This is a genomic window from Serratia sp. CY55921 (genome assembly GCF_052167655.1).
GTDB classification, from domain to species: Bacteria; Pseudomonadota; Gammaproteobacteria; order Enterobacterales; family Enterobacteriaceae; genus Serratia; species Serratia ureilytica.
On the sequence record NZ_JBJNMU010000007.1, the window covers coordinates 96,227 to 122,724 of the forward strand.

The following is a 26,498-nucleotide window of genomic DNA, read 5'->3' on the forward strand; positions in this document are numbered from 1 at the left end:
CGCTGAACATGGGCGCGGTACGCTGCGCCCCGACAATCTACCCTTACGGTTGCCCGCCGCGCGTCAACCCGCGACGCGAATCGCGGGCTACAAGCGTTGATAAAGCGATAAATACTCTTTCGCCGCCACCGGCCAGCCGAAGTCCACGCTCATGGCGTGGCGCTGAACGTGGCGCCAGTGTTTCGGCCGGCTCCACAGCACCATGGCGCGGCGGATGGCGTTGCCCAGCGCGACAGCGTCGCAATCGTCGAACACGAATCCGCTGGCGGTGCCGTCGGCCAGGTTCTCCAGCGCGCAGTCCACGACCGTGTCCGCCAGTCCGCCGGTGCGGCGCACCAGCGGCAGCGTGCCGTATTTCAGGCCGTAGAGCTGCGTCAGGCCGCAGGGCTCGAAGCGGCTCGGCACCAGAATGACGTCGGCGCCGCCGATGATGCGGTGGGAGAAGGATTCGTGATAACCAATCTGCACGCCGACCTGCTCAGGGTAGTCGGCGGCGGCGGCCAGAAACGCCTGCTGCAGCACCGCGTCGCCGGCGCCCAGCAGCGCCAACTGCCCGCCCTGCGCCAGCAATTCGGGCAGCGCCTGCAGCACCAGATCGAGGCCTTTCTGGCTGGTCAATCGGCTCACCACCGCGAACACCGGCAGCGATTCGTCCACCTTCAGCCCCATGGCCTTTTGCAGATGCAGCTTGTTTTTGACCTTGCTTTTCAGATCGTCGGCGTCGTAGCGGGCGCTCAGCCGCGGGTCGTGGGCCGGATCCCAAATCTTGTCGTCCACGCCGTTGAGGATGCCGCTCAACCTGCCTTGCCGCTGCCGCTCCTGCAGCAGCCCCTCCATGCCGTAGCCAAACTCCGGCCGGGTGATCTCGCGCGCATAGGTCGGGCTGACGGCGGTCACGTGGTCGGCATAAAACAGCCCGGCCTTGAGGAACGACATCTGGCCGTAGAACTCCAGGCCATAGACATCGTAAAACGACGCCGGCAGCCACAGCTCGGTCACGTGATGGGCGGAGAACAGGCCCTGATAGGCCAGGTTGTGCACGGTGAACACCGAACGCGCCGGGTGACCGTTGGCGGCCAGATAGGCGCAGCTCAGGCCGGCATGCCAGTCGTGGGCATGCACCAGCTGCGGGCGCCAGTAGCGATCCAGCCCCTTGGCCAGCTCGCAGGCCATCCAGCCCAGCAGCGCAAAGCGCCGGTGGTTGTCGGGGTAGGCGTACATGGACTGATCGTGGTATGGGCTGCCCGGCCGGTCATACAGCCAGGGCGCATCGATCAGGTAAATGCCCACGCCATGGTAGGTGCCGTAACGCAGGCCGACACGGCCGGCGAACGAGTCTATCTCCGCCACCAGCACGGTGTCGGGTATGCCGTTGCGTACGTCAGGGAAAGCGGGCAATAGTACCCGAACATCGGCGCCTTCGGCGATTTGCGCCGCCGGCAGCGCGCCAACCACGTCTGCGAGTCCGCCCGTTTTCAGCAGGGGGAACATTTCAGAACATACGTGTAAGACCTGCATTATCACTCCTGAAAGTCGGCCGAAGGCCTCTGGATAAGAAATAAAGCAGGCTTGCCGCTGTTATGTGTGCCGCGTTGCGCAAGCCATCGAACCGTTCATCGGGCGGCAGGCTATCGTTCTGCCCCCCACGTTAACTCACAATTTTGACAACATTTCGCGCGTCACCAGCACGATGCCGCCTTCCGAGCGATAGAAACGCTTGCTGTCCTCATCGGCGTTTTCCCCGATCACCATGCCCTCCGGAATATGGCAGGCGCGGTCGATGATGCAGCGCCGCAGGCGGCAGGAACGGCCGACGTTCACGTCCGGCAACAATACGGTAGAGTCGATGGTGCAAAACGAGTTCACTCGCACGCGCGGGAACAGCACCGAATGCACCACCACCGAGCCCGAGACGATGCAACCGCCGGACACCAGCGAATTCATGGTCATGCCATGACTACCGGAGCGATCCTGCACGAACTTGGCCGGCGGCAGCGGTTCCATGTGGGTGCGGATCGGCCAGGCGCGGTCGTACATGTCCAGCTCCGGCGTCACCGACGCCAGATCGAGATTGGCGCGCCAGTAAGCGTCCAGCGTGCCCACGTCGCGCCAGTAAGGCGGCAAGTCGGGGTTGGACGTCACGCAGGACAAGGTAAACGGATGCGCCCACGCCGCCTGCTGCGCGGTGATTTTCGGGATCAGATCCTTGCCGAAATCGTGGCTGGAGCCGGGGGTCGACATATCCTCTTCCAGCAGTTGGAACAGGTAGGCGGCATTAAAAATATAGATGCCCATGCTGGCCAGCGACATATCCGGGTTGCCCGGCATCGCCGGCGGATCGGCGGGCTTTTCCAGAAACTCGATGATGCGGTCGCTTTCATCCACCTTCATCACGCCGAATTCGCCGGCTTCGCTGCGCGGCACCGGCAGGCAAGCCACGGTGCACTGAGCGCCCTTCTCGACGTGGTCGATCAGCATGCGCGAATAATCCATCTTGTAGATGTGATCGCCCGCCAGGATCACCACGTATTCGGCCTCGTAGCGGCGGATGATATCCAGGTTCTGGTACACCGCGTCGGCGGTACCCTTGTACCAATGCTCGGTGCTGAGGCGCTGCTGGGCTGGTAGCAGATCGACGAACTCATTCATCTCCTCGTTGAGGAACGACCAGCCGCGCTGAATGTGCTGCACCAGCGTGTGCGACTGGTATTGGGTGATCACGCCGATGCGGCGGATGCCGGAGTTCAGGCAGTTCGACAAGGCGAAGTCGATGATGCGGAATTTGCCGCCAAAGTGGACGGCGGGCTTGGCGCGGGTGGAGGTCAAATCTTTCAGACGTGAACCGCGGCCGCCGGCCAGGATCAGCGCTACGGATTTAATCGGCAGCTGGCGCGCCAACATCAGGGGGTCTTTATTTTCAAACCTAACCATAGCGGACTCCTTTTATTATTTCCGTACCAGTACGCAAAGCGAGCGCGCGGCCTGGTGCCAGGCGGGCAATACCGCCCGTGAGTCTTCCTGAGTGAACGGGGCGACAACCTGCCAATCGCCTTCCGGCAACCTCATCTCCGTCGTTTGCGGCGTGGCGTTGATCAGCAGCAGCCAGCGCTGCGACAGCAGGATCTGCATGAGCGGCTCGCCCTGCTCCCACTGCTGCGCGTCGAGCGCCTGCCCTTGCGCGTTCAGCCACTGCACGCTGCCGTCGTCCTGCTGCCACCAGCGGTCCTGCTGCAGCGCGGGGATCTGGCGTCGCAGCGCGATCAGCGCCGCGACGTAATCGGTCAGCGCGTCGTCCGCCGTGGCCCAATCGAGCCAGGTGGTGGCGTTGTCCTGACAATAGGCATTGTTGTTTCCCTGCTGGCTGTGTCCCTGTTCATCGCCGGCCAGCAGCATCGGCGTTCCCTGGGACAGCAACAGCGTGGCGAGCATCGCCCGTTGGCTGGCCCTGCGGCGTTGCACAATGGCGTCGTCGGCGACCAGGCCTTCGACGCCGTGGTTGTTGCTGAAATTGCGATCGCTGCCGTCGCGGTTGCCCTCGCCGTTGGGCTGATTGTGTTTCTCATTGAAGCTGACCACGTCCTGCAGGGTAAAACCGTCATGGGCGGTCAGCATATTGACGGTGGCGTAAGGCGCTCGCCCGCGCTGGTTATACAGATCGCTGGAAGCGGCAAAACGCCGGGCGAACTGGCCGAGCGATACGCCGCTCTGCAGCCAGAAACGACGCATGTCATCGCGGTAATGATCGTTCCATTCGGCGAAGCGGCCAGGAAACGCCCCTACCTGATAGCCGCCGGGGCCAATGTCCCAGGGTTCGGCGATCAGCTTGCAGCGCGACAGCACATCGTCCGCCAGCATCGCCTGGAACAGCGGCGCATCGCGATCGAACCCCGGCGTGCGGCCGAGCACGCTGCCCAGATCGAAACGGAAGCCGTCGACGTGGCACTCCCGCACCCAAAAACGCAGGCAATCCATCACCCAGGCCACGCCCTGCGGCTGATCCAACCGCAGCGTGTTGCCGCAGCCGGTGTCGTTGACATAGTCCCCTTCGGGCGTCAGCCAGTAGTAGCTCAGGTTATCGATGCCGCTCAGCGACAGCATCGGCCCGTCCATATCCAGCTCGGCGCTGTGGTTGAACACCACGTCGAGGATCACCTCGATGCCGGCTTTGTGCAGCGCCTTGACCGCATCGCGGAATTCGTTCAGCGGCGTGGCATCGGTGCTCAGGCTGGCGTAGCGGTTGTCCGGCGCATAGGGCGCCAGCACGTTATAGCCCCAATAGTTGATCAGCCCCAGCCGCTGCAGGCGCGGTTCGGAGGTATGTTGCTGCACCGGCAGCAGTTCCAGCGCGGTGATGCCGAGGCGTTTGAAGTGGGCGATCATCGCCGGGTGCCCCAATGCGGCGAAGCTGCCGCGCAGCGCCGGCGGGATCTGCGGGTGCAGCAGCGTCAGGCCGCGCACGTGCGCTTCGTAAATCACCGTCTGTCCCCAGGGCGTGGCAGGCGGGCGATCGTCCTGCCAGTCATACTGTTCGTCCACCACCACGCACTTCGGCATCAGCTCCGCGCTGTCGTGCGGGTCCGGCTGCTCGTAACCGCCGTGCAGGTGCGGGTGATCCGCCACCGGCCCTTCCACCGCGCGCGCGGCCGGATCGAGCGCCAGTTTGTTGGGGTTGAAACGCTGTCCGTTCGCCGGGTCAAACGGGCCGTAGACCCGGTAACCGTAACGTTGCCCCGGCCTGCCGCCCGGTAAGTAGCCATGCCAGATATCGCCGCTGCGCGCCGGCAGCGGCAGGCGCACTTCGCGCTGCTGGCCGTCGAACAGGCACAGCTCCACCCGCTCGGCGTGCGCCGAGTACAGGGTAAAGTTGATGCCTTCGCCGTCGTAATGCGCGCCCAGCGGCGCGGCGAGGCCGGCCGTCAGCTCCGTCATGGCGCCTCCCGCAGCAGATAAATGGTCGCCAGCGGCGGCAGCGTTACGCAGATGGAGAAGTCGCGGCCGTGGCTGCCGACCGCTTCGGAAGAGACCCGCCCCTGATTGCCGGCGTTGCTGCCGTGATAGTGGTGCGAATCGGTATTGAGGATCTCGCGGTAGTCACCGGCGCGCGAGAGGCCGATGCGGTAGCGGTAGCGCGGCACCGGGGTAAAGTTGCTGATGGCGATCAGCTCATTGCCCTGCGAATCGTAGCGCGCGAACGCGAACACCGAGTTGTCGTGATCGTCGACCACCAGCCACTCGAAGCCGTCAGGCCGGTAGTCGCGCTCGTACAGCGGCGCCTGCTGCCGGTAGCAGTGGTTCAGATCGCGCACCAGCCGCTGCACGCCGTTATGCCAGTTATCCAACCCTTCCAATAAATGCCAGTCGAGGCTGGTATCGAAATTCCACTCGCGCCCCTGTGCGAATTCGCAGCCCATAAACAGCAGCTTCTTGCCCGGATGCGCCCACATAAAGCCGTAATAGGCGCGCAGGTTGGCGAATTTCTGCCAGGCGTCGCCCGGCATACGGTCGAGGACCGATTTTTTGCCGTGCACCACTTCATCGTGCGAGATAGGCAACACGAAGTTCTCGGTATAGGCGTACAGCATGCCGAAGGTCATCTGGTTGTGGTGATACTTGCGGTGCACCGGATCGCACTTCATGTAATTGAGCGTGTCGTGCATCCAGCCGAGGTTCCATTTGTAGTGGAACCCAAGGCCGTTGGCGTCCGGCGGCAGGGTGACGCCGGGATAGTCGGTGGATTCCTCCGCCAGCGTCACCGCGCCCGGCTGCGCCTGGCCGATAGTCTGGTTGGTATAACGCAGGAAGGCGATGGCCTCCAGATTCTCGTTGCCGCCGTAGTAATTCGGCACCCACTCGCCGTCGGCGCGGCTGTAGTCGCGATAGATCATCGACGCCACCGCATCCACCCGCAGCGCGTCGATGCCGAAGCGCTCCAGCCAATACAGCGCGTTGCCCGCCAGGTAGTTGCGCACCTCGTGGCGACCGTAGTTGTAAATCAGCGTATTCCAGTCCTGATGGTAGCCCTCGCGCGGATCGGCGTATTCGTACAGCGCAGTGCCATCGAAATTCGCCAGGCCGTAGGCGTCGCTGGGGAAGTGCCCCGGCACCCAGTCGAGGATCACGTTGATGCCCGCCTCATGCGCCGCCGCCACAAACGCCCTGAAGTCGGCCGGCGTGCCGAAGCGCCGGGTCGGCGCATACAGCCCCAGCGGCTGGTAGCCCCAGCTGCCGTCGAACGGGTGCTCGTTGACCGGCAGCAGCTCGATATGGGTGAATCCCATGTCCTTCACATAGTCGATCAGCTGCACCGCCAGTTCACCGTAGCTGAGCCAAAAGTGGTTATCGGTGTGGCGGCGCCATGAGCCGAGATGCACCTCGTAAATGGCGATCGGCTGGTCAAAATCGTTGGCGCGGCGGCGCGCCGGCGTCGACGGCACCACCTCCGGCAGCGGCGCCACCAGCGAGGCGGTATCCGGGCGCATCTGCGCCTCAAAGGCGTAAGGATCGGCTTTCAGTTGGGTATTGCCATAGCAATCGACGATTTCATATTTGTACAGCTGCCCGGCCCGCACGCCGGGCAAGAACAGCTCCCAGATGCCGTTCTCACGCCGCAGACGCATCGGGTGGCGGCGGCCGTCCCAGAAGTTGAATTCCCCCACCACCGAGACGCGCTGCGCGTTGGGCGCCCAGACCGCAAAGCTGACGCCGTCGACGCCATCCAGCGTGACGAGGTGAGCGCCCAGCCGTTCATAGGGGCGCAGATGCGTGCCTTCGGCCAATAACCAACTGTCGATATCCTGCAGCAGCGGGCCGAACCGGTAGGGATCGTCGACGATCTGTTGATGATCGCGCCAGCTGACCTGCAGCTGATAGCGGAAAGGATTTTTTCGCCGCGGCACCACGGCGCTGAAGAAACCGCGCGGATCGTCGCAGTTCAGCTGCACCAGTCGCCGGCCGGTTTGCTGTTCCACCAGCCAGACTGCGCCGGCGTCCGGCAGCAGCGCGCGCACTTGCAGACCGTTATCGGTCGCATGCATGCCAAGCAGAGCAAAGGGATCGGCGTAATGGCCGGAGATGATCTGATCAATCACGTCACGATCGGGAAGTACAGGCATAGTCTTCTTCCTTAGATTAACAGCATGATCTAAGCACGGCTTGTTGGTTATTCCTTGGCCGTTTTGGTCATCATGCAATGCATTCGGACTCTAAAGCGTGATTGCGGTCGGTTATTGACCAATCTTTACTCTGCCGACCTGAATTTCGCTCTTTATGCTTATTTTTTGAAATATTTCAGTCATGGTGAAAAAGTGTTCACCCCTGCGTTAAGCATAGCCAATGTCTGTTAAAAACTGCTCGGCATTGGTGAGGAAAATTCTTCATTAAGAAAACTGCCAGCCTGACGGCATCTGCATGTGGCGGCCGACGAGAAGAGATGCGGGGTACAGCCCAATGAAACGAGACTTGCGATAACGCTGCCCGACGCGGCGCGCAGCGAACAAAAAAGCGGAAAATAAGGCGTTAGGGGGCTGAAAGCGCTCAGCCCCCAGGAAGTGCGGGTTTACAACAAAGTACAGAAGCAGCAGGTATCGCCTATTCCAAAGCAGAGATCACCTTCTCAAGAAACGATCGCGCCGTGTATCCCCATGGCGCTGGTGCAAACTCCCCATCAGCAAGTTCAGCAACAGCAAGTTCAAGCTGTTGTTCCTCAGGATATTGCGCCAGCAACGCTCGTGCTTCATCGACGGTTTTTCTCACTGTCGCGGTATTTTCCGTCTCCCGATAAGAGGCCAGGATCTCTTCTACAGACTCTCCAAATAAATCATAATCTTGCCCAAAAAAAACACGCACAAGTGTACCGAGATTAGCGACTGAAAAGCCCATAGGGTCCCTTATCTGATAATGGGGTAAGCGGTTAAAATGTAATACGGCTTACCGTTGTAAATTTTCTTTAGCAAGACAACCCGCACGCTGTTGGACGTTAATTGAATTGTGCTTCCTTGCCTGTAGCCAAAACCAACCGCTTTACCCACCTTATGCGTGAGTTCAAGCACGTTGGCCGAAGTAGGCTGTTGCGCCCAGCGCTTAATAAGCGCGTTATTCACTTTCAACGCCCGACTAATCGCGTCTTCAGCAGTACGTAAATCTGTAAATGTCGAGGCTGACTGTAAACCAGGACTCTTTGCCAAGCGCTCCAGCAGCTCTTCTGAACTTTTAGCAACATGCTTAGCAATAGTGTGCCCACCTCCTTTTGCACCGGCTATAGACTCGTGTTCAAGCAATTTTAATTGCCCCACCCGAACGGAAGCCACGCGTACAGCGCCTAAAGCGGTTGCAAACACCAAAGGAACGGCAATATCTACCGTTAAACCGACGTTGTAAGCCATATCTTCGTCGGCCCCCAGACTCTGAGCCAGCAAAACCGCCGACTTATAAGTGTCTGTAGTCAATGATCGGCCGGTAATGATCTGATTTGATGCGGTTTTTATGCTATCCATGCTATGAGTGCCAACGACCACGCATCCCACTTTGGTTAACAATGTTGGGTCAGGCGCATAGCACATCACCCCAGCCCCAAGAAGTTCGACGACTCCCCCCGCTAAACCCAGCCCCCCATGAGCCGATTACCCCAGGTTTCCCCTTCTGTGACCGTGCTATCCGACATCACGGCCGCTAGCTGCACGGGTGAAAGCGCGACCTGCAATCCTTCGTTGGAAATCATATCCCTATACCTGCGCTATGTTGCCAATGCGCTTATAAATATCACAGGGAAGATTAACTTGTAACCACATTCAGACCATACCGACATGACTCCGCTCATATGAAAAAGCCCGCAATAAGCGGGCTTTGAAATACAACAGATGAACTGGCGAGCGGGTTTACAGCAGGATGCGCAGCATGCGGCGCAGCGGCTCGGCCGCGCCCCACAGCAGTTGGTCGCCCACGGTGAACGCCGACAGGTACTCCGGCCCCATATTCAGCTTGCGCAGACGGCCGACCGGCGTATTCAGCGTGCCGGTCACCGCCGCAGGCGTCAGTTCGCGCATGGTCAGCTCGCGGTCGTTCGGGATCACGCGCACCCAGTCGTTGTGCGTCGCCAGCATCTGCTCGATTTCCGGCAGCGACACGTCTTTTTTCAGCTTCAGGGTGAACGCCTGGCTGTGGCAGCGCAGCGCGCCCACGCGCACGCACAGGCCATCGACCGGGATCACGCTGCCGGTGTTGAGGATCTTGTTGGTCTCCGCCTGGCCTTTCCACTCTTCGCGGCTCTGGCCGTTGTCGAGCTGCTTGTCGATCCACGGGATCAGGCTGCCGGCCAGCGGCACGCCGAAGTTGTCGGTCGGCAGTTTGCCGCTACGCGTGGCTTCGGTCACCTTGCGTTCGATATCCAGAATGGCGGAGGCCGGATCCTGCAGCTCTTTCGCCACATCGGCGTGCAGCATGCCCATTTGGGTCAGCAGTTCGCGCATGTGGCGAGCGCCGCCGCCGGAGGCCGCCTGGTAGGTGGCAACCGACGCCCACTCAACCAGATCGTTGGCGAACAGGCCGCCGAGGGACATCAGCATCAGGCTGACGGTGCAGTTGCCGCCGACGAAGGTTTTGATGCCTTTGTCCAGGCCCTGCTGAATCACCGCGTGGTTGACCGGATCCAGTATGATGATGGCGTCATCCTGCATGCGCAGCGACGAGGCCGCGTCGATCCAGTAACCCTGCCAACCGCTGGCGCGCAGCTTAGGATACACTTCGTTGGTATAATCGCCGCCCTGACAGGTAATAATGATATCGAGCGCGCTCAGGGCGTCGATGTCATAGGCATCCTGCAGCGTGCCCTGCTGGCCGCCGAAGGCCGGCGCGGCAGAACCGTGCTGCGAGGTGGAGAAAAAGACCGGGCGAATGGCGTCGAAATCGCGCTCTTCCGTCATGCGTTGCATGAGAACTGAGCCGACCATTCCGCGCCAACCGATGAAACCAACGTTTTTCATGATATCTGTGTCCCGCCCGGATAAGGGCTTATTAGGTGATAACGAGTTGTGTGCAATATCTCCTCACCTTACAAAATGTCGGCGCGGGCGCAAAGTGAATTTATTCGATGGCTGGGGATTTCTCAGCAATCCTTCTTATAGGCAAGGACGCGGCCGAAAAGGCCGAGGCGTTTTCCCGATCACGAGGTCACCATGACAGAGATGATTTCCGCTACGGTATTGCTGTTTTTAATTATGGATCCGCTGGGCAACCTGCCGATTTTCATGTCGGTGCTCAAGCACCTGGAACCGCGCCGCCGCCGCGTGGTGTTGATTCGCGAGCTGCTGATCGCCCTGCTGCTGATGCTGATCTTCCTGTTCGCCGGCGAGAAAATTCTGGCGTTCCTCAACCTGCGCACCGAAACCGTCTCCATTTCCGGCGGCATCATCCTGTTTCTGATCGCCATCAAGATGATTTTCCCCTCGCAGGAAGGAAACAGCTCCGGGCTGTCCGCCGGCGAGGAGCCGTTCCTGGTGCCGCTGGCGATCCCGCTGGTGGCCGGGCCGTCGATTCTGGCTGCATTGATGCTGCTGTCGCACCAGTATCCACATCAGCTGCCCCATCTGGTGGCGGCGCTGTTGATCGCCTGGGGCCTCTCTGCGGCCATTTTGCTGATGTCGAACCTGTTCCTGCGCCTGCTGGGCAGCAAAGGCGTCAGCGCGCTGGAGCGGTTGATGGGGCTGATTCTGGTGATGCTGTCGACCCAGATGTTCCTGGACGGCGTGCGGGCTTACATGAAGCTGTAGGCGCCTGGCGGCGCCGACAACGGCCCGCGCTCAGCGGGCGGTAACGCGGCGAATATAGGCGAGCGTATCGGCGACCACGCCGTCCAGCGGCTGGTTGATGTCGATCGCTTGCACATCCGGCTCCTGCTCGCCCGGCTCTTCCAGCGTGGCGAACTGCGAAACCAGCATCTGCGGTTTGAAGAAATGACCTTTGCGCTGCTTCAGGCGCTCCTCGATCACCGCTTTGTCGCCTTTCAGGTAGAGGAAATGCAGGTTGCTATTCCCTTCGCGCAGGCGGTCGCGATAGCTTTTTTTCAGCGCCGAGCAGACCAGCAGCGACACGGGATTGGTGCGTTGCATGGCGAAGATGGCGTCATTCAAGGCCGCCAGCCACGGGGCGCGATCGTTGTCGTCCAGCGCGTGCCCGGCAGCCATTTTGTTGATGTTGGCGCGCGGATGCAGGTAATCGCCGTCCAGCATGGCAGCCTCGGCCTCGTGGGCGACGGCGCTGGCCACGGCGGATTTGCCGCTGCCGGATACGCCCATCAGGATAAATACGTGATTCTGCGGATTACTCATTGTGTCATGCCCTTATGGGAACTGGCGCGAGCGCCAAATGCGTCCCAACTGATAAAGATATTCTGGAACGCCGACGCCCCGCAGGGCGTCGGATAACGATTATACAACCGTCGCCAGCAGCAGGCAGCCCACCAGGCCGCACACCGAGATGATGGTTTCCAGCACCGACCAGGATTTGATGGTTTCCATGATGCTCAGGTTGAAATACTCCTTGAACAGCCAGAAGCCCGGATCGTTAACGTGCGAGAAGATAACGCTGCCGGAACCGACCGCAATCACCATCAGCTCAGGGCTGACGCCGGTGGTGGCGATCAGCGGCGCCACGATGCCGCCGGCGGTGATTGCCGCCACGGTGGCGGACCCCAGCGCCAGACGCAGCGCGGCGGCGATCGACCAGGCCATCAGGATCGGCGAAACGTTGCTGCCTTCCATCAGACCGGCGATGTACTTCTCGACGCCGCTGTCCACCAGCACCTGCTTGAAGGCGCCGCCGCCGCCGATGATCAACAGCATCATGGCGATGATTTTAATCGAATCGGTGATGGTGCCCATCACTTCATCCATGGTGCGGCCGCGGTTCAGGCCGAAGGTGAAGATAGCGATCAGCACGGCGATCAGGGTCGCCATCACCGGGTCGCCGAAGAACTCGGCGAAGCGCAGCAGGCTGTGGCCCTTCGGCAGCACCATTTCAGCGACCGCGCGCAGCGCCATCAGGATCACCGGCACCAGCGACGTGGCGACGCTGACGCCAAAGCTCGGCATCTCCGCGTCGGTAAAGGTTTTCGGGTTGTACAGGCCTTCCGGCACCGGCTTGTCGATGCCTTTCAGGAAGCGGGCATAGACCGGGCCGGCCAGGATCACCGTCGGGATCGCCAGCAGCGTGCCGTACAACAGGGTTTTACCCATGTCGGCATGGAAGATGGTGGCGATAGCGGTCGGGCCCGGGTGCGGCGGCAGGAAGCCGTGAGTCACCGACAGCGCAGCGGCCATCGGCACGCCGACGTACAGCAGCGGAATGCGCGCGGAGGCGGCGATGGTGAACACCAGCGGCAGCAACAGCACGAAGCCCACTTCGTAGAACAGCGCGAAGCCGACGGTGAAACCGGTCAGCACCACCGCCCATTGAATGTGTTTTCTGCCGAACTTGTCGATCAGCGTGGTGGCGATGCGCTGTGCGCCGCCGCAGTCCGCCAGCAGCTTGCCGAGCATGGCGCCGAAGCCCATGATCAGCGCCAGGCTGCCCAGCGTGCCGCCCACGCCGGCCTTGATGGAGCCGATGACCTTATCGACCGGCATCCCCTGTGCAATCCCGACCGCCAGAGCAACCAGAACCAGAGAGATAAAGCCGTTCAGCTTGAAGCGGATCATCAGCAGCAGCAGCAGCGCTACGCCGCCTGCAACAATCACTAATGGCATAGTTTTTCTCCAACCTTTTATCGCGACTCTCTTTACGATAGGCGTAAAGCGTGCGGTTGTTTTATTTTTAGGCTCTTTCCCGGTGTTTAAGAAGAGCTGTAGGTGTTGTTGATTCAGAGGTTCAGTCTTGCAGCAAGATGACCGCCCACTCGTTGTTACCGGTATCATGATACCGGTAACAACATAAGCCTCGGAACCGGGTAAGCGGCTAAAATTCGCGTTCTGGGACAGAGATCAAACTTATGTCGGCAACGAGCGGCGGGCTTACAGGCGGGATAACCCGCGCGCCTCAGGGCGCGCTGCAAAAAGAAAGGGTGTTAAAACAGAACGTTAAAATGGCTCAGATACTGCCGCCGGGGATCACGGTGAAACCGACGTCCACCATGCGCGGGCACACCGTTTCGCCGCGCAGCCGGGCCAGCAAGCGCTCGGCGCCGATCTGCCCCATGCGTTCACGCGGCGTCAGCACGCTGGCCAGCTTCGGCACCATCACCTGGCCGATGTCATGGCCGTGGAAGCCGGCGATCGCCATATCCTGCGGGATCGACAGCCCCTGCCGCTGGCACTCGAAGGCCGCGCCGATCGCCAGGTCATCGTTGGTGCAGAAGATACTGTCGATCTGCGGATAGTCGCGCTGCGCCACGCGCAGCAGTTCACCGCCGGCGGAATAGGAGGAAGATCGCGCGGTCATGATGCTGTGCGGCTCCAGACCGGATTCACGCATCGCCTGCTCATACCCCTGCTGCTTGATGAGGGTACGTTCATCCTGGCGGGCGCCGAAATAGACCACGTGACGGTGGCCGTGCGCGATGATCTGCTGGGTCATCTGGCGCGCCGCCTCGAAGTTGTTGAAGCCCACCGCCAGATCGATGCACGGCGAGACGCAGTCCATCAGCTCTACCACCGGAATGCCCGCCACCTCGATCATTTTCAGGGTGCGCGGCGTGTGATGGCGCTCAGACAGGATCAGGCCGTCGATATTGTAAGACAGCAGCGAGGTCAGACGCTCTTCTTCACGCTCCGGCAGGTAGCCATAGTGCGCCAGCATGGTCTGGTAGTTGTGCGCGTCGGTCACGCTTTCGATGCCGCGCAGCACTTCGGCGAACACCTGGTTGGTCAACGACGGCAACAGCACGCCAATCGCCCGGCTGGTGGCGTTGGAGAGGATGTCCGGCGCGCGGTTGGGGATGTAGCCCAGCTCATCCAGCGCGACGGCGATTTTTTGCTGCAGGGCGGCGGAAACCTGGTCGGGATTGCGCAGATAACGGCTCACCGTCATCTTGGTCACGCCCACCTTGTCCGCCACATCCTGGAGTACCGGCCGTTTTTTCTTCATTATCAATGAACTGACTAACCGTGAATGGGCAGTCATTTTAGCAAAAAAAACGGCGGGCCGATATTGTCGGTTATGCGACGGCCAACGCAAAAAGGTCTCACACCGTGAGCCCTTCATACGCAGACAAAGGGGAAAAAGCGTGGTTTTTCCCCTTTGTGATTGTCAGCCGAAAATCAATAAATTGATTTTCCTTGTTTTTATATGCTGCCGGCTTTCAGTCGGGCAACGTCATCAGGCTTGTCGTTAACCTCAAGGGCTCACACCGTGAGCCCTTGATATTTACCGCTTAATCACACCGGCGGCAGATCGAACAGCAGGATTTCGCTCTCTTCGTCGGCCTGAATCGTCAACGCAGATTCATCCCACACCGCGAACGCGTCGCTGATGCCGGCGGTCTGGCCGTTGACCGAGACCTTACCGCGCACCACCTGGATCCAAACGCGACGGCCGGCGGCGATCGGGCATTCCCCCTGCTCGCCTTTATTCAGCGCCCAACGCGACAGCGTCATATCCTGGAACACCTTCAGCGAGCCGTCACGCGCATCCGGCGACAGCACCAGCTGACGGCCCTGCGGCGCGTCGAACATGCGCTGTTCGTAGCGCGGCTCCAGCCCGACCTGATCCGGGATGATCCAAATCTGGTACAGGTGCAACGGACGATCCTGATTGGCGTTGTACTCGGAGTGACGCACGCCGGTGCCCGCACTCATGATCTGGAATTCACCGGCCTGGATCTGCTCCTTGTTGCCCATGCTGTCCTGGTGTTCCACCGTGCCGCTCAGCACGTAGGTCAGGATTTCCATGTCTTTATGCGGGTGAGTACCGAACCCCTGCCCTGCGTCGATCACATCTTCGTTGATCACCCGCAGCGCCGAGAACCCCATAAAGTTCGGATCGTAGTAATCGGCAAATGAGAAGGTGTGCCAGCTATCCAGCCAGCCATGATTGGCGTGGCCGCGGTCTTCCGCTTTACGTACATAAATCATATTCAACTCTCCTCAATGTTTTTTTACAGTCTAGTCCTGCCAGCAGAATAAGAAAGCGTAAAAAACTCATGCCTCTGTTCAAAAATTTCGATGAAATGAAACGGCGGATGGGCAGCGGATTTGTTGAAGGCGGAAGCGGCTGAAAAATGGCAAAAAAAAAAGCCAGCACCCGAGCTGGCTAAGTAAACACTGGAAGCAATGTGAGCAATGTCGTGCCTTCGCAGCGAGAGTATCAAGGGTTGATGCCCTCCCCGGAACGCATCGCAATAATAATCATTATCATTCGCACCTGTAAAGCGTTTTTTTTGACCCGTTTAAATAATATTGACTCAAGGCAGTAAACGGATAAATTCAGAGGTTATTCAACCGGTAAGCGACAGGAGCAGCGAAATGAGCGAGATCGTGATACGCCACGTGGAAACAACGGATGCGCAGGCCCTGCATCATCTTTATTCTCAGACGCCCGTCTACCGCGATACGCTGCAGCTCCCGCTACCGTCCGTCGAGTCCTGGCAGAAGCGCCTCGCCAATCCCGAACCGGGCACGCATAACCTGGCCGCCATCATCGACGGGCAGCTTGCCGGCCAGTTGGTTGTGATGCTGAATCAGCGCGTTCGCCGCCGCCACGTCGCCACCTTCGGCATCGGCGTCGATCCGCGCTACCACGGTAAAGGCGTCGGCAGCCGCCTGATGCAGGCGATGCTCGATCTGTGCGACAACTGGGCGGCCATCGAGCGCATCGAACTGACGGTGTTCACCGATAACCCGGCGGCCATCGCGCTGTACCGCAAATTCGGCTTTGAGATAGAGGGCACCAGCCGCGCCTATGCCATGCGCGACGGCGTGCTGGTCGATGCCTACCATATGGCGCGTCTGCGCTCCGGGCAGCCACGCGCAGATGCGTGATCTCATCCCCCCGCAGGGGCCGCTGCGCCGGCCCCTTAACATCAACCGCCGAACCTTTTTACAAGCGCTGGCCGGCTTGACGGCCGCCGCCGGCATGTTCTCTCCCCTCACCCCATTAGGTGCCGCTATGCCAACTTCCGCCACCGGGCGCCCTGGCGCCCGCAACCTGATTACCGATGTGCCGGGCCTGAAGGTCGGCGTGGCGCAAGACAGCCGGGTGCGCACCGGCGCGACGGTGATCCTGCCGGACAGCCCGGCGATGGCCGCCGTGGACGTGCGCGGCGGCGGCCCCGCCACCCGGGAAACCGACGCCTTGGGCGAAGACAATCTGGTGCAAACCATCGATGCGCTGACGTTCAGCGGCGGTTCAGTTTACGGCCTGGCGGCGGCGGACGGCGTCGCGGCCTGGCTGGGGCAACAGGGCCGAGGCTACGCGCTGCGCCCAGCGCCCGGCGTGCCGGTCTCCCCGATCGTGCCCACCGCCTGCCTGTACGATCTGGCCAACGGCGGTGACAAAAACTGGCAGCTCACGCCGCCGTATCGCCAGTTGGGCATCGACGCGGTCGGCAAGGCTGGATTGGACTTTCCGCTGGGCACCGTCGGCGCCGGCTACGGCGCCATGACCGGCATGGGCAAGCTGAAAGGCGGCCTCGGTTCGGCGTCTATCGCCGCCGCCAACGGCGCTACCGTCGGCGCGCTGGTGGCGGTCAACAGCCTGGGAGCGGTGGTGGCGCCCGGCACCCGCGCCTTCTGGGCGACGCCCTATGAAATTGAAGGTGAATTCGGCAACGGCGGCGCGGCGGCGCTGGCGCAACTGCGCGCTCAGGGCGAAGACTGGATGGTGCAAGAGCCGCAGGGCGGCAGAAAGAACACCACCCTGGCCTGCATCGCCACCGATCTGGCGCTGACGCGCGTGGAGTTGAAACGGGTGGCCATCATGGCGCAAGACGGCATGGCGCGCGCGATTCGCCCGCTGCACAGCCCGTTTGACGGCGACGTGGTGTTCGCCCTGTCCACCGGGCTGCGCGAGGTACAGGGCAGCCGCGAACTGGCGGTGCTGCAAATCGGCGCGCTGGCGGCGGACACCCTCGCTCGGGCGATCGCCCGTGGCGTGTATGCCGCCACACCGTGGCCAGGCAGCCAGGTTGCCACCTGGCGAACGCTCGGCGGCTAACGCGCCGCCATCAAAAAGGGGCGCTGGCGGCGCCCCTCGAGTTTTATTGCCCCTTACCGCTTAAATGCCGGCGGTTTCCCGAATATAGCGGCGCGCTTTCACCGCATACTCGAACGGGTTGGCCAGCGCCGGATCCTGCTCGGCTTCCACCACCATCCATCCCTTGTAACCGCGCTCGTCCAGCAGCTTGAACACCGGCCTGAAGTCGATCACGCCATCACCCGGCACGGTAAAAGTGCCCTTCTTCACGCCGTCGAGGAAGCTCAGCTTGTTGGCCTTCACTTCCGCCACCACCTCATCGCGCACGTCCTTCAGATGGACGTGGTTGATGCGCGGCAGATACTTCTCCAGGATCGCCATCATCGCCTGCTGGCTGCCTTCCGAATAGTAGGCGTGACCGGTATCGAACAGCAGGTAGACGTCGTCGTTGACCATGCTCATGTAGCGATCGATTTCGGCGGTGGTCTGAATGCCGGTGCCCATGTGGTGATGCAGACACACCTGCATGCCTTTGCCGGCGGCGATCTTCGCCAGCTCGTTGTAACCGTCGGCCACCCGCCGCCACTCTTCATCGCTGAAGTACGGCTTCTCTTCGAACACGCCTTTGGTGGTGCCCTGAATGCTCTTGCTCTGTTCAGAACAGCCGATCACCCTGGCGCCCATGGCATGCAGGAAATTCATGTGGTTGATAAATTCATCGATGGTTTTGTCTTTCTGACCATCGGCGAAAAAGGTGCTGAACCAGGCGTTGCAGATCTGGATGCCGCGAATATCCAGCATCGGCTTCAGCACCGCCGGATCGCGCGGATATTTGCTGCCCACTTCGCTGCCGGTGAAGCCAGCCAGCGCCATTTCGCTGACGCACTGCTGAAAGGTGTTTTCCTTGCCCAGATCGGGCATATCGTCGTTGGTCCAGCCGATCGGCGCAATGGCCAATTTCACGTTGTCTTTATTCATGGTCTGCCTCGGTCCTTGGAGGGCCGCCGGTGCAAACGCCGCCGGCGAGCCGAATAAGATTAGTTGCCCAACAGCTCTCTTTCGATGCGCTCTCTGGTCGCCACCGCCTGGCTCGGCATCTTTTCCGGATAGCCGAACAGCGAGGTGCAGATGATCGATTCGCCGCCGACCTTGAAGCTGCGGTTGGCGAATTCCATGTCGCGCAGCGTCTGGAACAGGGCATCGAAATTCACCTCGCCTTCGCCGATGCCGACATGCTGGTGCACCGCGGCGTCAACGCCCGGCGGGTTGACGATATAGCGGCAGTGCTTGGTGTGGTTCATGGTGTCGGCGATCAGCACGTGGGAAAGATCGTCCCCGGCGTACTTCAGCATGCCGGCCACGTCGCCCTGCCCCTTGTCGTAGTAGAAGGTGTGCGGCACGCTGTAGAGGTATTTGACGTGGTCGCTGCGCAGCGATTTCACCAGATCGGCGGTTTCGTTGCTCAGCTCACAGAAGTCCCACGGGTGCGACTGGATCTCCATACGGATGCCCTCACGCTCGACGATCGGCAGCAGCTCCTCCATCGAGCGATACCACAGCTCCTCGCAGATCTCCGGCTCGTTGGGGTTACCGGCCAACTCGGTGTTGATCACCTGCACGCCCATCTCCACCGCGATTTCGATCATCCGTCGCCAGTTTTTGACCGCCGCCTGACGGCGATCTTCCCCCGGCCCGGACCAGCGATACACCACGATAAATGAGGATATTTCCACGCCGGTCGCTTTCAGGGCGTTTTTATACTCCGCCATGATTTCGCGGCTGGCCTTCGGATGCTTGTAAAACGGGTTGATCTGCGGGTGCGGCGACTGCTCGATGTATTTGTAGCCCCAGTCCGCCACCTGCTGAACCATTTTGGTCACGCCCAAATCCCGGATAACGTCGACATCAAAAGCGATCTTCATGGTCACTCCTCTGCAATCGTAGGTATGGGGGACAAGCCGATTATTTGTTGTAGAACACCGGGCGCGCCGGCAGGGTCACCGGTACGATCTCGCCGCTGAGCTGGGCCGCCACGCAGGCGTCGGCGGTCACGGCGGCGGCGTAGCCGTCCCAGGCAGAAGGCCCGATCAGTTGGCCCGCGGCCACGTCGTTGATGAACCCCTGCAGCTCGACGTCATAGGCGTCGATAAAGCGATCCTTCCAGTCGGTCAGGATTTCGGTCGACAGGCGGGCGCCGCTGCGCAGCTGCACCGAGGACGGCTCCGGCAGTTTGGCGATGCCGGTTTCCCCCACCACTTCACACTGAATGTCGTAGCCGTACTGGCAGTTGACGAAAATCTCGACGTCGATGCGGGTACCTTTGGCGGTTTCGAACAGCACAATCTGCGGATCTTTCAGATGCGGGAACGCCTTCGGGCTCTTGCGCGGGAACACCACCTGCACCGACACATAGTCGTCGTCGAGCAGCCAGCGCAGCACGTCGATTTCGTGGATCAGGGTGTCGGTGATCGCCATATCGGTGGTGTAAGCCTCGCCGACCGTCGGGTTGCGGTGCGCGCAGTGCAACATCAGCGGTTCGCCGATCTGGCCGCTGGTCAGCACCTGTTTCAGCGCGCGATAGCCCTGGTCATAGGGGCGCATAAAGCCGACCTGCACCAGCCGCTTGCCGTACTTCGCTTCGGCATCGACGATGTTTTTGCAGCCCTGCGCGGTCACCGCCAGCGGTTTCTCGCAGAACACCGGTTTGCCGGCGGCGATGGCCGCCAGCACGAATTCTTCGTGACTCGGCCCCCAGGAGGTGACCAGCACCGCCTGCACGTCGGCGGCCTTGATCAGATCGTGGCCGCTGTCATACACCCGCGCATCCAGCTGCAGATCGTTCACCGCCTTGGCGGCGTTGTCGCGATTGATGTCGTTCACCGCCACGACGCGGGCGCCCTGCAAAACTTTGCTGCAGCGACGGATATGATCGCGGCCGATGGCGCCGGTGCCGATAACCCCAATGTTCAAAGTCATTTTCGCTACCCTCTGGAAAGTGTGTTGTGTTCGAAAACGAATCAGTAATCGCGCGCCTTATCGATGTTTTCCTGCAGCTTGCGCGCCACTGCGACGATTTTCTCGCTGTCGGCCACCTGAGCGCCGCCCACGCGCCACCAGCTGAGGTACTTGTGCACCATGGTCTTCGGCAGCACTTTGATGTCGAGCAGCGTGGACACGGTTTGCCTGCGGGCGTCGGCCAGCGCGTCGAGCAGCTGCTGCTCGGTGGTGACGCGATAGGTTTTGCAGCCGTAAGCCGCCGCCAGCATGGCGAAATCGACCGGCACCAGTTTGCCGTCGAGCTTGCCGCCCTCTGGATTGCGGAAGCGGAATTCGGTGGTGTAACTGTCCATGCCGTGTTCCATCTGCAGGTTGTTGATGCAGCCGTTGGTCATGTTGTCAAACAGCACCACGTTGATCTTGCAGCCTTCCTGAATCGAAGTGGCCAGCTCGGAATGGAGCATCATGAAGGCGCCGTCGCCCACCATCGCGTACACCTCGCGCTGCGGCTCGGCCAGCTTGACCCCCAATGCGGCGTTCACCTCGTACCCCATGCAGGAGTAGCCGTATTCCACGTGGTAACCGTGCTCGCCATGGTTGTGCCACACCCGTTGCAGGTCGCCCGGCAGGCTGCCGGCGGCGGCGACAATCACGCTGTCCGGCGGCAGCTCGCGGTTCAGCACCCCCAGCACCCGGCTTTGCGTCATCGCCGAGTCGGTCTGAGCGATAAATTCGGCGAACACCCGTTCGCGATCGAGGTGATCGTCTATTTCCGGCACAAAGCCTGCGCCGCTGTATTCCACCGCGTAAACCCGCTCGGTCTCTTCACGCTGGGCGCCGCGCGCCGCGGCGATGGCGTCGCCCCAGCCGGCGCGATAATCAGCCTGCGCCAGCAGCGCGCTCAGTTCGCTCAGGCCCTCGCGGGCGTCCGCCAGCACCTGCACGCCGTCGAGCTTGCCGGCGTCAAAGGCGCTGACGTTGATATTGAGGAAGCTGACGTCCGGATGTTGGAACAGCCATTTGGACGAGGTGGTGAAATCGGTGTAACGGGTGCCGACGCCAATCACCAGATCGGCCTGTCGAGCCAGCGTGTTGGCCGCCAGGCAGCCGGTTTCGCCGATGCCGCCGAGATTGAATTCATGATCGCTCGGCACCGCGCCTTTGCCGGCCTGGGTTTCGGCGAACGGAATGCCGAAGCGCTCGGCGAATTCGCGCAGCGCCCGCCCGGCCTGCGAGTACTTCACGCCGCCGCCGCACACCAGCAGCGGTTTGCGTTTGGCCGTCAGCAGCGCCAAGGCGTCCGCCAACATGCCATCGGTCGCCGGGCGGCGATCGAGCCGGTGTACGCGTTTTTGGAAGAAATAGTCGGGGTAGTCGTAGGCTTCCCCCTGCACGTCCTGCGGCAGACACAGCGTCACCGCGCCGGTTTCCGCCGGATCGGTCAGCACGCGCATCGCGTTGATGCAGGCGCTCATCAGCTGCTCCGGCCGCACGATACGGTCCCAGTACTTGCTCACCGCGCGGAACGCGTCGTTGGTGCTGATGCTGAGATCGTAAGACTGTTCGATTTGCTGCAGCACCGGATCCGGCTGGCGGGAAGCGTAAACGTCGCCTGGCAGCAGCAATAAAGGGATGCGGTTGGCGGTGGCGGTAGCCGCGGCGGTGATCATATTGGCGGCGCCGGGGCCGACCGAGGAGGTGCAGGCGTAAATCTGCCGGCGCAATTTCTGCTTGGCGAAGCCGATCGCCGCGTGGGCCATCCCCTGTTCGTTGCGGCCCTGGTGCACCCGCAGATCGCCACTATCCTGTTCCAGCGCTTGCCCCAACCCCAGTACGTTGCCGTGGCCGAAAATCGCGAAAATGCCCGCGACGAATTTGGTTTCCACCCCGTCGGCCAGCAGATACTGGTTATCGAGAAATCTGACGAGCGCCTGCGCCATGGTTAGCCTGATCTTGCCCATTTACTCACCCTTTAGATTGAGGGCCGCCCCGGAAAGGGCTCGCGCCGAGCCGACAATCCCGTGTTTGTGTTACGCGGCGGCAGCTATTATCTTGAGCAGGCGATGCCCGCTGCTCACGAAGTCGACAACCTGAAACGTGAAGCGATTATAAACAAATATATTTTTCATAAAATCACATTACAGAAGAAACATTTCATTTTGCGATAAAGATCGCATATTAGATGAAAAGCCCGTTTCATCTCGTGGTTTGGCCTTTACCGGCTTAGCGCCGCGCACCGGCCGAGGAATGCCATCAGCACGCAGGGCGACCGTCTTTCATCCTGCCCCGGCGCCTCTTTGCCACACGCCCTCCGCCACCCTCTCATGGCGACTTAATCCGCTTTTTCCGCTCCTCCGTCGATGTTTTAAACGCATCACATTTTTGGGGTGTAAATTTCATTCCATATTGAAATTGAAATTTTCATTCCCCATACTGTTCCCATGCTTCCTGCAAGGCGCCACGCTCGGGCCGCCGCCGGAGTTTTGCTTAAACAGAAGGAAACGGGTATGGCTACACAAGAAAAACAGCTTGATGTCATTTGTCTCGGGCGCATCGCCGTCGATTTCTATGCTCAGCAGATCGGCGCGCGTCTGGAAGACGCCGGCACATTCGCCAAATACCTCGGCGGCTCTTCCGGCAACGTGGCCTACGGCACCGCCATTCAGGGGTTGAAATCCGGCATGCTGGCCCGCGTCGGCGATGAACACATGGGCCGCTTTCTGCGTGAAGAGCTGCAGCGCGTCGGGGCCGATACCCGCTGTCTGATCACCGACAAACACCGGTTAACCGGCCTGGTGATCCTCGGCATCAAGGATCAGGAAACCTTCCCGCTGATCTTCTACCGCGAAAACTGCGCGGACATGGCGCTGACGCCGGACGACATCGACGAAACCTACATCGCCAGCGCGCGCGCGCTGGCCATCACCGGCACGCACCTGTCGCACCCGAACACCCGCGCCGCCGTGTTGAAGGCGCTGGAATACGCGCGCCGCCACGGTTTGCGCACCGCGCTCGACATCGATTATCGCCCGGTGCTGTGGGGGCTGACGTCGCTGGGCGACGGCGAAACCCGCTTTGTGGAATCGGCACAGGTGACCCGCGAGCTGCAGGAAGTGCTGCACCAATTCGATCTGATCGTCGGCACCGAAGAGGAATTTCATATCGCCGGCGGCAGCACCGATACGCTGACGGCGCTGAAAAACGTGCGCCGGACGACCGCGGCCACGCTGGTGTGCAAGCGCGGCGCGCAGGGCTGCTCAGTGTTCGAAGATGACATCGCCGACGACTGGGCGCAGGTGAAGCTGCACGCCGGCGTGCGTGTGGAGGTGCTGAACGTGCTGGGGGCCGGCGACGCCTTTATGTCCGGTCTGCTGCGCGGCTATCTGAACGATGAGGGTTGGGATCAGGCCTGCCGCTACGCCAACGCCTGCGGCGCATTGGTGGTCTCGCGCCACGGCTGCGCGCCGGCCATGCCGACCAAACGGGAGCTGGACGACTACCTGCAGCGTGAACACCAGGTCACGCGCCCGGACCGCGACGCGCGCCTGAACCACCTGCACCGGGTCACCACCCGCAAGCAACAGTGGCCGGAACTGTGCGTGTTCGCCTTCGATCACCGCAAGCAGCTGGCGGACATGGCGCGCGAAGCCGGCGTCGGCGAGGAACGCATCCCGCGTCTGAAGACCTTGCTGCTCACCGCGGCGCAACAAGCTGCCGCGCAGGCCGGGCTCAACGGCAACAGCGGCATTCTGGCCGACACCACCTACGGGCAGGCGGCGCTGAACGAGATCACCGGCCAGGGATGGTGGATCGGCCGGCCGGTGGAGCTGCCCAGCTCGCGCCCGCTGCGCCTGGAGCACGGCAATATTGGCTCGCAATTGATCGACTGGCCGCAGGAGCACGTGGTGAAGTGCCTGGTGTTTTATCACCCGCACGACGCGGCGGAACTGCGCCGCGAACAGGATGCGCTGATCGCCGACGTCTACCGCGGCTGCTGCAAATCCGGCCATGAGCTGCTGCTGGAGGTGATCCTGCCGGACAGCAACGCCGACAAGGACGAGCGCTATTACCTGGAGATGATTGAACACTTCTACCAGTTGGGCATTCAGCCGGACTGGTGGAAACTACCGCCGTTGAGCGCGGAAAACTGGCAGCGGGTCGGCGCGCTGATCGACGCCTGCGATCCCGACTGCCGCGGCGTGCTGATCCTGGGGCTCGACTCCCCGGAGGCGGTGCTGAAGGCGGGCTTTGCCGCCGCCGCAGATGCGCGCTGGGTGAAAGGTTTCGCCGTCGGCCGCACCATTTTCGGCCAACCTTCGCGCCGCTGGCTACAGGGGGAAATCGACGACGCGGCCCTGATCGAGCAGGTGAAACAAAAATACCTGACGCTGATCGGTTTCTGGCGCCAGTACCGTCCGCAGGCGGGCGGCGCGCACTGACAGCAACAGCAGGTTCACGTCCCCTTAAGGCCATTTCGCCGCTTTAAGGGGATTTTTTTGCCCATTTTCTGTGAAGTCGCGCAATGTGCGATCGAATAAATCGCTTTTTGAGGAAATGAAATTTCCGCTCCGTCTGTTAAAATACCCTGTCAATATTTCAGGCGTCAGGCCAATGCGCCTTCACCCCACTGCGAGCCGAATGGATGAACAACCCAACTCAACTTTCGCTGTTACAGGACGAGATCCGCCACCGTTATGAAACGCTGAGCAAGCGTTTGAAGCAGGTGGCGCGCTACATTTTGGATAACAGTAACAGCATCGCTTTCGATACCGTTGCCTCCATCGCCGCACAGGCCAGCGTGCCGCCTTCCACGCTGATCCGTTTCGCCAACGCCTTCGGCTTCAGCGGCTTCAACGAAATGAAGCAGGTGTTCCGTCAGCATCTGATGGAAGAGACGGTGAACTATACCGAGCGCGCGCGCCTGTTCCGCCAAACCTCCACCGACGACAACGTCGCGCCGGAGAAACCGGCGGAGATTCTCAACGTGTTCACCATGGTCAACGCGCAGGCGCTGCAGCAGCTGGCGATGCAGATCGCCCCCGAGCAGCTGGATCGCGCCGTCGAGCTGCTCAACAACGCCGAAAACATCTACGTGATCGGCCTGCGCCGCTCGTTCAGCGTCGCTTCCTACCTCACCTATGCGCTGCGCCATCTGGAGCGCCGCGCGTTTCTGATCGACGGCCTGGGCGGGATGTTCACCGAACAGCTGAGCATGGTGAAACCGAAGGACGTGGTGATCGCCATCAGCTATTCGCCGTACGCCCGCGAGGCGGTGGAACTGGTGGAATTGGGCGCCAAGCGCGGCGCGCAGCAGATCGCCATCACCGACAGCCAGGTCAGCCCGCTGGCCGCCTTCAGCGACGTCTGTTTCGTGGTGCGCGAAGCGCAGGTGGACGGGTTCCGCTCGCAGGTGGCCTCGATGTGCCTGGCGCAGACGCTGGCGGTCTCGCTGGCGCTGAATAACGCCCGGGACGAGTAAAGCTGACAAAAAAGCCCGGCAAGCCGGGCCTCAAGCGCCTATTGCGCGGCGGGGTAGCCGTCGCCGTTAATCCAGGCGTGGTCTTTTTCCCAGGTGAACTTCCACTGCCGCACCGGCCCGGCCATCACGTTGAGGTAATAGTTGTCGTAACCCGCCAGGGTCGCCACCGGGTGATAACCGCGCGGCACTTTCACCACGTCGCGATTGTAGGCCGGCATGCACTCGTCGAGCGTGCGGTCGTCGGTATAGACGCGCTGCATGCAGAACCCTTGCTCCGGCTGAATGCGGTGATAGTACGTCTCTTCCAGATAGGTTTCGTCCGGCGAGTCTTCTTGATCGTGCTTGTGGCTCGGGTAGGAGCTGGTGTTGCCCTCGTCGGTGTAAACCTCCACCACCAGCAGACTGTCGGCCGGCTCGCTGTCCGGCAGAATGTTGTGCACCAGCCGCTGGTTGCGCCCCTTGCCGCGCCGCTCCACGCCGATATCCGCCGGCGTGATCAGCCGTGAAGGCAGGTGGCCGCCGCCGGGCGCGCTGCACACCGCCAGCTCCAGATCGGTTTCCGCCCGCACGTCGATGCGATCGTGGTGCGGCACATACACCGCGTAAGGCGGCGTACGTTCGAACGGGCTCATGCGTTTGCCGATATGCGGGTATTCGGCGCGCAGCGTGGCGACGGAGGCGATACCGGCAACCAGCACCAGGCACAGTTCCTGGTCGCCGCACTCAAGCTGCAGCGACTGCCCGGCGGCCAGGCGGTAAACGTCAAAGCCGACATAGCGCCAACCGGCATTTTCCGGCGTCACGTGCTGGATGCGCCCTTCGGCGTTCGGCGTCTGACATTTGGCAAGCAGTGAAGACATCTCGATTCTCCTGTTAACGACCCGTGCAAAGGCCGCTGCTCGAA

General features: G+C 61.3%; 21 protein-coding genes. 5 read left to right on the forward strand and 16 right to left on the reverse strand.

Annotation, left to right across the window (positions count from 1 at the left end; genetic code table 11):
• Positions 1-87 precede the first annotated feature (87 nt).
• The 7 genes from glgA to asd all read right to left on the reverse strand — a co-directional run bounded on the left by glgA (position 88) and on the right by asd (position 9,977).
• Positions 88-1,518: a glycogen synthase GlgA gene (glgA, locus tag ACJ8M3_RS22335; protein ID WP_033645308.1), complete on the reverse strand. Its 1,431-nt coding sequence runs from the start codon at positions 1,516-1,518 to the stop codon at positions 88-90.
• A 135-nt stretch (positions 1,519-1,653) separates the two neighbouring features.
• Positions 1,654-2,931 carry a glucose-1-phosphate adenylyltransferase gene (gene glgC, locus ACJ8M3_RS22340; protein ID WP_004930810.1) on the reverse strand — a complete coding sequence of 426 codons (1,278 nt, stop codon included), beginning with the start codon at positions 2,929-2,931 and terminating at the stop codon, positions 1,654-1,656.
• 15 nt (positions 2,932-2,946) lie between these two features.
• Positions 2,947-4,929: a glycogen debranching protein GlgX gene (glgX, locus tag ACJ8M3_RS22345; protein WP_033645309.1), complete on the reverse strand. Its 1,983-nt coding sequence runs from the start codon at positions 4,927-4,929 to the stop codon at positions 2,947-2,949.
• The gene (glgB, locus tag ACJ8M3_RS22350) at positions 4,926-7,112 is read right to left on the reverse strand and encodes a 1,4-alpha-glucan branching enzyme (protein WP_033645310.1); all 2,187 of its coding nucleotides are present in this window, start codon (positions 7,110-7,112) and stop codon (positions 4,926-4,928) included. Before glgB ends, glgX begins: the two co-directional genes overlap by 4 nt.
• A 475-nt stretch (positions 7,113-7,587) precedes the next feature.
• Positions 7,588-7,878: a contact-dependent growth inhibition system immunity protein gene (locus ACJ8M3_RS22355; protein WP_033645311.1), complete on the reverse strand. Its 291-nt coding sequence runs from the start codon at positions 7,876-7,878 to the stop codon at positions 7,588-7,590.
• Positions 7,879-7,886: 8 nt separating this feature from the next.
• Positions 7,887-8,492: an RNase A-like domain-containing protein gene (locus ACJ8M3_RS22360; RefSeq protein ID WP_232096335.1), complete on the reverse strand. Its 606-nt coding sequence runs from the start codon at positions 8,490-8,492 to the stop codon at positions 7,887-7,889.
• A 381-nt stretch (positions 8,493-8,873) separates the two neighbouring features.
• Positions 8,874-9,977: an aspartate-semialdehyde dehydrogenase gene (gene asd, locus ACJ8M3_RS22365; RefSeq protein WP_016930397.1), complete on the reverse strand. Its 1,104-nt coding sequence runs from the start codon at positions 9,975-9,977 to the stop codon at positions 8,874-8,876.
• A gap of 192 nt (positions 9,978-10,169) precedes the next feature.
• On the opposite strand from asd, the gene ACJ8M3_RS22370 reads away from it, so the two are divergent.
• Positions 10,170-10,763, forward strand: coding sequence for a YhgN family NAAT transporter (locus ACJ8M3_RS22370; RefSeq protein WP_025159894.1), 594 nt, complete (start codon positions 10,170-10,172; stop codon positions 10,761-10,763).
• Between the two features lie 30 nt (positions 10,764-10,793).
• Here the strand turns inward: ACJ8M3_RS22370 and gntK are convergent, their stop codons facing one another.
• The 4 genes from gntK to ACJ8M3_RS22390 form a co-directional block, all read right to left on the reverse strand.
• Complete coding sequence (gene gntK, locus ACJ8M3_RS22375) at positions 10,794-11,321, reverse strand: gluconokinase (protein WP_033631893.1); 528 nt, start codon at positions 11,319-11,321, stop codon at positions 10,794-10,796.
• A 99-nt stretch (positions 11,322-11,420) separates the two neighbouring features.
• Entirely contained in the window at positions 11,421-12,737 is a 1,317-nt protein-coding gene (gene gntT / locus ACJ8M3_RS22380; RefSeq protein ID WP_004930830.1) for a gluconate transporter, read from the reverse strand.
• 340 nt (positions 12,738-13,077) lie between these two features.
• Positions 13,078-14,073, reverse strand: a complete 996-nt coding sequence (gene gntR, locus ACJ8M3_RS22385) for a gluconate operon transcriptional repressor GntR (protein WP_089197530.1) — start codon at positions 14,071-14,073, stop codon at positions 13,078-13,080.
• A 290-nt stretch (positions 14,074-14,363) separates the two neighbouring features.
• Positions 14,364-15,059: a pirin family protein gene (locus tag ACJ8M3_RS22390; protein WP_004930835.1), complete on the reverse strand. Its 696-nt coding sequence runs from the start codon at positions 15,057-15,059 to the stop codon at positions 14,364-14,366.
• 390 nt (positions 15,060-15,449) lie between these two features.
• On the opposite strand from ACJ8M3_RS22390, the gene ACJ8M3_RS22395 reads away from it, so the two are divergent.
• Positions 15,450-15,965, forward strand: coding sequence for a GNAT family N-acetyltransferase (locus tag ACJ8M3_RS22395; RefSeq protein WP_033651759.1), 516 nt, complete (start codon positions 15,450-15,452; stop codon positions 15,963-15,965).
• On the forward strand, positions 15,958-17,139 hold the full coding sequence (locus tag ACJ8M3_RS22400) for a P1 family peptidase (protein ID WP_089197531.1): 1,182 nt from the start codon (positions 15,958-15,960) through the stop codon (positions 17,137-17,139). The genes ACJ8M3_RS22395 and ACJ8M3_RS22400 overlap by 8 nt, the downstream gene beginning before the upstream one ends.
• A gap of 60 nt (positions 17,140-17,199) precedes the next feature.
• Here the strand turns inward: ACJ8M3_RS22400 and iolE are convergent, their stop codons facing one another.
• Genes iolE through iolD form a run of 4 tightly spaced genes read right to left on the reverse strand, consistent with a single transcriptional unit; the run spans position 17,200 to position 22,076 of the window.
• Positions 17,200-18,096 (reverse strand): myo-inosose-2 dehydratase, encoded by an 897-nt coding sequence (gene iolE, locus ACJ8M3_RS22405; RefSeq protein WP_033645315.1) that lies wholly within the window; start codon positions 18,094-18,096, stop codon positions 17,200-17,202.
• A 59-nt stretch (positions 18,097-18,155) separates the two neighbouring features.
• On the reverse strand, positions 18,156-19,040 hold the full coding sequence (locus ACJ8M3_RS22410; RefSeq protein ID WP_033645316.1) for a sugar phosphate isomerase/epimerase family protein: 885 nt from the start codon (positions 19,038-19,040) through the stop codon (positions 18,156-18,158).
• A gap of 40 nt (positions 19,041-19,080) precedes the next feature.
• Positions 19,081-20,094, reverse strand: a complete 1,014-nt coding sequence (locus ACJ8M3_RS22415) for a Gfo/Idh/MocA family protein (protein ID WP_089197532.1) — start codon at positions 20,092-20,094, stop codon at positions 19,081-19,083.
• Positions 20,095-20,135: 41 nt separating this feature from the next.
• Entirely contained in the window at positions 20,136-22,076 is a 1,941-nt protein-coding gene (gene iolD / locus ACJ8M3_RS22420; RefSeq protein WP_089197533.1) for a 3D-(3,5/4)-trihydroxycyclohexane-1,2-dione acylhydrolase (decyclizing), read from the reverse strand.
• Positions 22,077-22,622: 546 nt separating this feature from the next.
• Between iolD and ACJ8M3_RS22425 the strand changes: the two genes are divergently transcribed.
• Complete coding sequence (locus ACJ8M3_RS22425) at positions 22,623-24,554, forward strand: bifunctional 5-dehydro-2-deoxygluconokinase/5-dehydro-2-deoxyphosphogluconate aldolase (RefSeq protein WP_047026506.1); 1,932 nt, start codon at positions 22,623-22,625, stop codon at positions 24,552-24,554.
• A gap of 203 nt (positions 24,555-24,757) precedes the next feature.
• On the forward strand, positions 24,758-25,594 hold the full coding sequence (locus ACJ8M3_RS22430; protein WP_004930856.1) for a MurR/RpiR family transcriptional regulator: 837 nt from the start codon (positions 24,758-24,760) through the stop codon (positions 25,592-25,594).
• Positions 25,595-25,632: 38 nt separating this feature from the next.
• On the opposite strand, the gene iolB is transcribed toward ACJ8M3_RS22430, so the two are convergent.
• Positions 25,633-26,454: a 5-deoxy-glucuronate isomerase gene (gene iolB / locus ACJ8M3_RS22435; protein ID WP_089197534.1), complete on the reverse strand. Its 822-nt coding sequence runs from the start codon at positions 26,452-26,454 to the stop codon at positions 25,633-25,635.
• Between the last annotated feature and the right edge of the window lie 44 nt (positions 26,455-26,498).

What these genes read in the sequence shown, in the direction of transcription:
- glgA (WP_033645308.1), bottom strand. Translation starts at nt 1,518, where the DNA reads ATGCAGGTCTTACACGTATGTTCTGAAATGTTCCCCCTGCTGAAAACG.
- glgC (WP_004930810.1), bottom strand. Translation starts at nt 2,931, where the DNA reads ATGGTTAGGTTTGAAAATAAAGACCCCCTGATGTTGGCGCGCCAGCTG.
- glgX (WP_033645309.1), bottom strand. Translation starts at nt 4,929, where the DNA reads ATGACGGAGCTGACGGCCGGCCTCGCCGCGCCGCTGGGCGCGCATTAC.
- glgB (WP_033645310.1), bottom strand. Translation starts at nt 7,112, where the DNA reads ATGCCTGTACTTCCCGATCGTGACGTGATTGATCAGATCATCTCCGGC.
- ACJ8M3_RS22355 (WP_033645311.1), bottom strand. Translation starts at nt 7,878, where the DNA reads ATGGGCTTTTCAGTCGCTAATCTCGGTACACTTGTGCGTGTTTTTTTT.
- ACJ8M3_RS22360 (WP_232096335.1), bottom strand. Translation starts at nt 8,492, where the DNA reads ATGGATAGCATAAAAACCGCATCAAATCAGATCATTACCGGCCGATCA.
- asd (WP_016930397.1), bottom strand. Translation starts at nt 9,977, where the DNA reads ATGAAAAACGTTGGTTTCATCGGTTGGCGCGGAATGGTCGGCTCAGTT.
- ACJ8M3_RS22370 (WP_025159894.1), top strand. Translation starts at nt 10,170, where the DNA reads ATGACAGAGATGATTTCCGCTACGGTATTGCTGTTTTTAATTATGGAT.
- gntK (WP_033631893.1), bottom strand. Translation starts at nt 11,321, where the DNA reads ATGAGTAATCCGCAGAATCACGTATTTATCCTGATGGGCGTATCCGGC.
- gntT (WP_004930830.1), bottom strand. Translation starts at nt 12,737, where the DNA reads ATGCCATTAGTGATTGTTGCAGGCGGCGTAGCGCTGCTGCTGCTGCTG.
- gntR (WP_089197530.1), bottom strand. Translation starts at nt 14,073, where the DNA reads ATGAAGAAAAAACGGCCGGTACTCCAGGATGTGGCGGACAAGGTGGGC.
- ACJ8M3_RS22390 (WP_004930835.1), bottom strand. Translation starts at nt 15,059, where the DNA reads ATGATTTATGTACGTAAAGCGGAAGACCGCGGCCACGCCAATCATGGC.
- ACJ8M3_RS22395 (WP_033651759.1), top strand. Translation starts at nt 15,450, where the DNA reads ATGAGCGAGATCGTGATACGCCACGTGGAAACAACGGATGCGCAGGCC.
- ACJ8M3_RS22400 (WP_089197531.1), top strand. Translation starts at nt 15,958, where the DNA reads ATGCGTGATCTCATCCCCCCGCAGGGGCCGCTGCGCCGGCCCCTTAAC.
- iolE (WP_033645315.1), bottom strand. Translation starts at nt 18,096, where the DNA reads ATGAATAAAGACAACGTGAAATTGGCCATTGCGCCGATCGGCTGGACC.
- ACJ8M3_RS22410 (WP_033645316.1), bottom strand. Translation starts at nt 19,040, where the DNA reads ATGAAGATCGCTTTTGATGTCGACGTTATCCGGGATTTGGGCGTGACC.
- ACJ8M3_RS22415 (WP_089197532.1), bottom strand. Translation starts at nt 20,094, where the DNA reads ATGACTTTGAACATTGGGGTTATCGGCACCGGCGCCATCGGCCGCGAT.
- iolD (WP_089197533.1), bottom strand. Translation starts at nt 22,076, where the DNA reads ATGGGCAAGATCAGGCTAACCATGGCGCAGGCGCTCGTCAGATTTCTC.
- ACJ8M3_RS22425 (WP_047026506.1), top strand. Translation starts at nt 22,623, where the DNA reads ATGGCTACACAAGAAAAACAGCTTGATGTCATTTGTCTCGGGCGCATC.
- ACJ8M3_RS22430 (WP_004930856.1), top strand. Translation starts at nt 24,758, where the DNA reads ATGAACAACCCAACTCAACTTTCGCTGTTACAGGACGAGATCCGCCAC.
- iolB (WP_089197534.1), bottom strand. Translation starts at nt 26,454, where the DNA reads ATGTCTTCACTGCTTGCCAAATGTCAGACGCCGAACGCCGAAGGGCGC.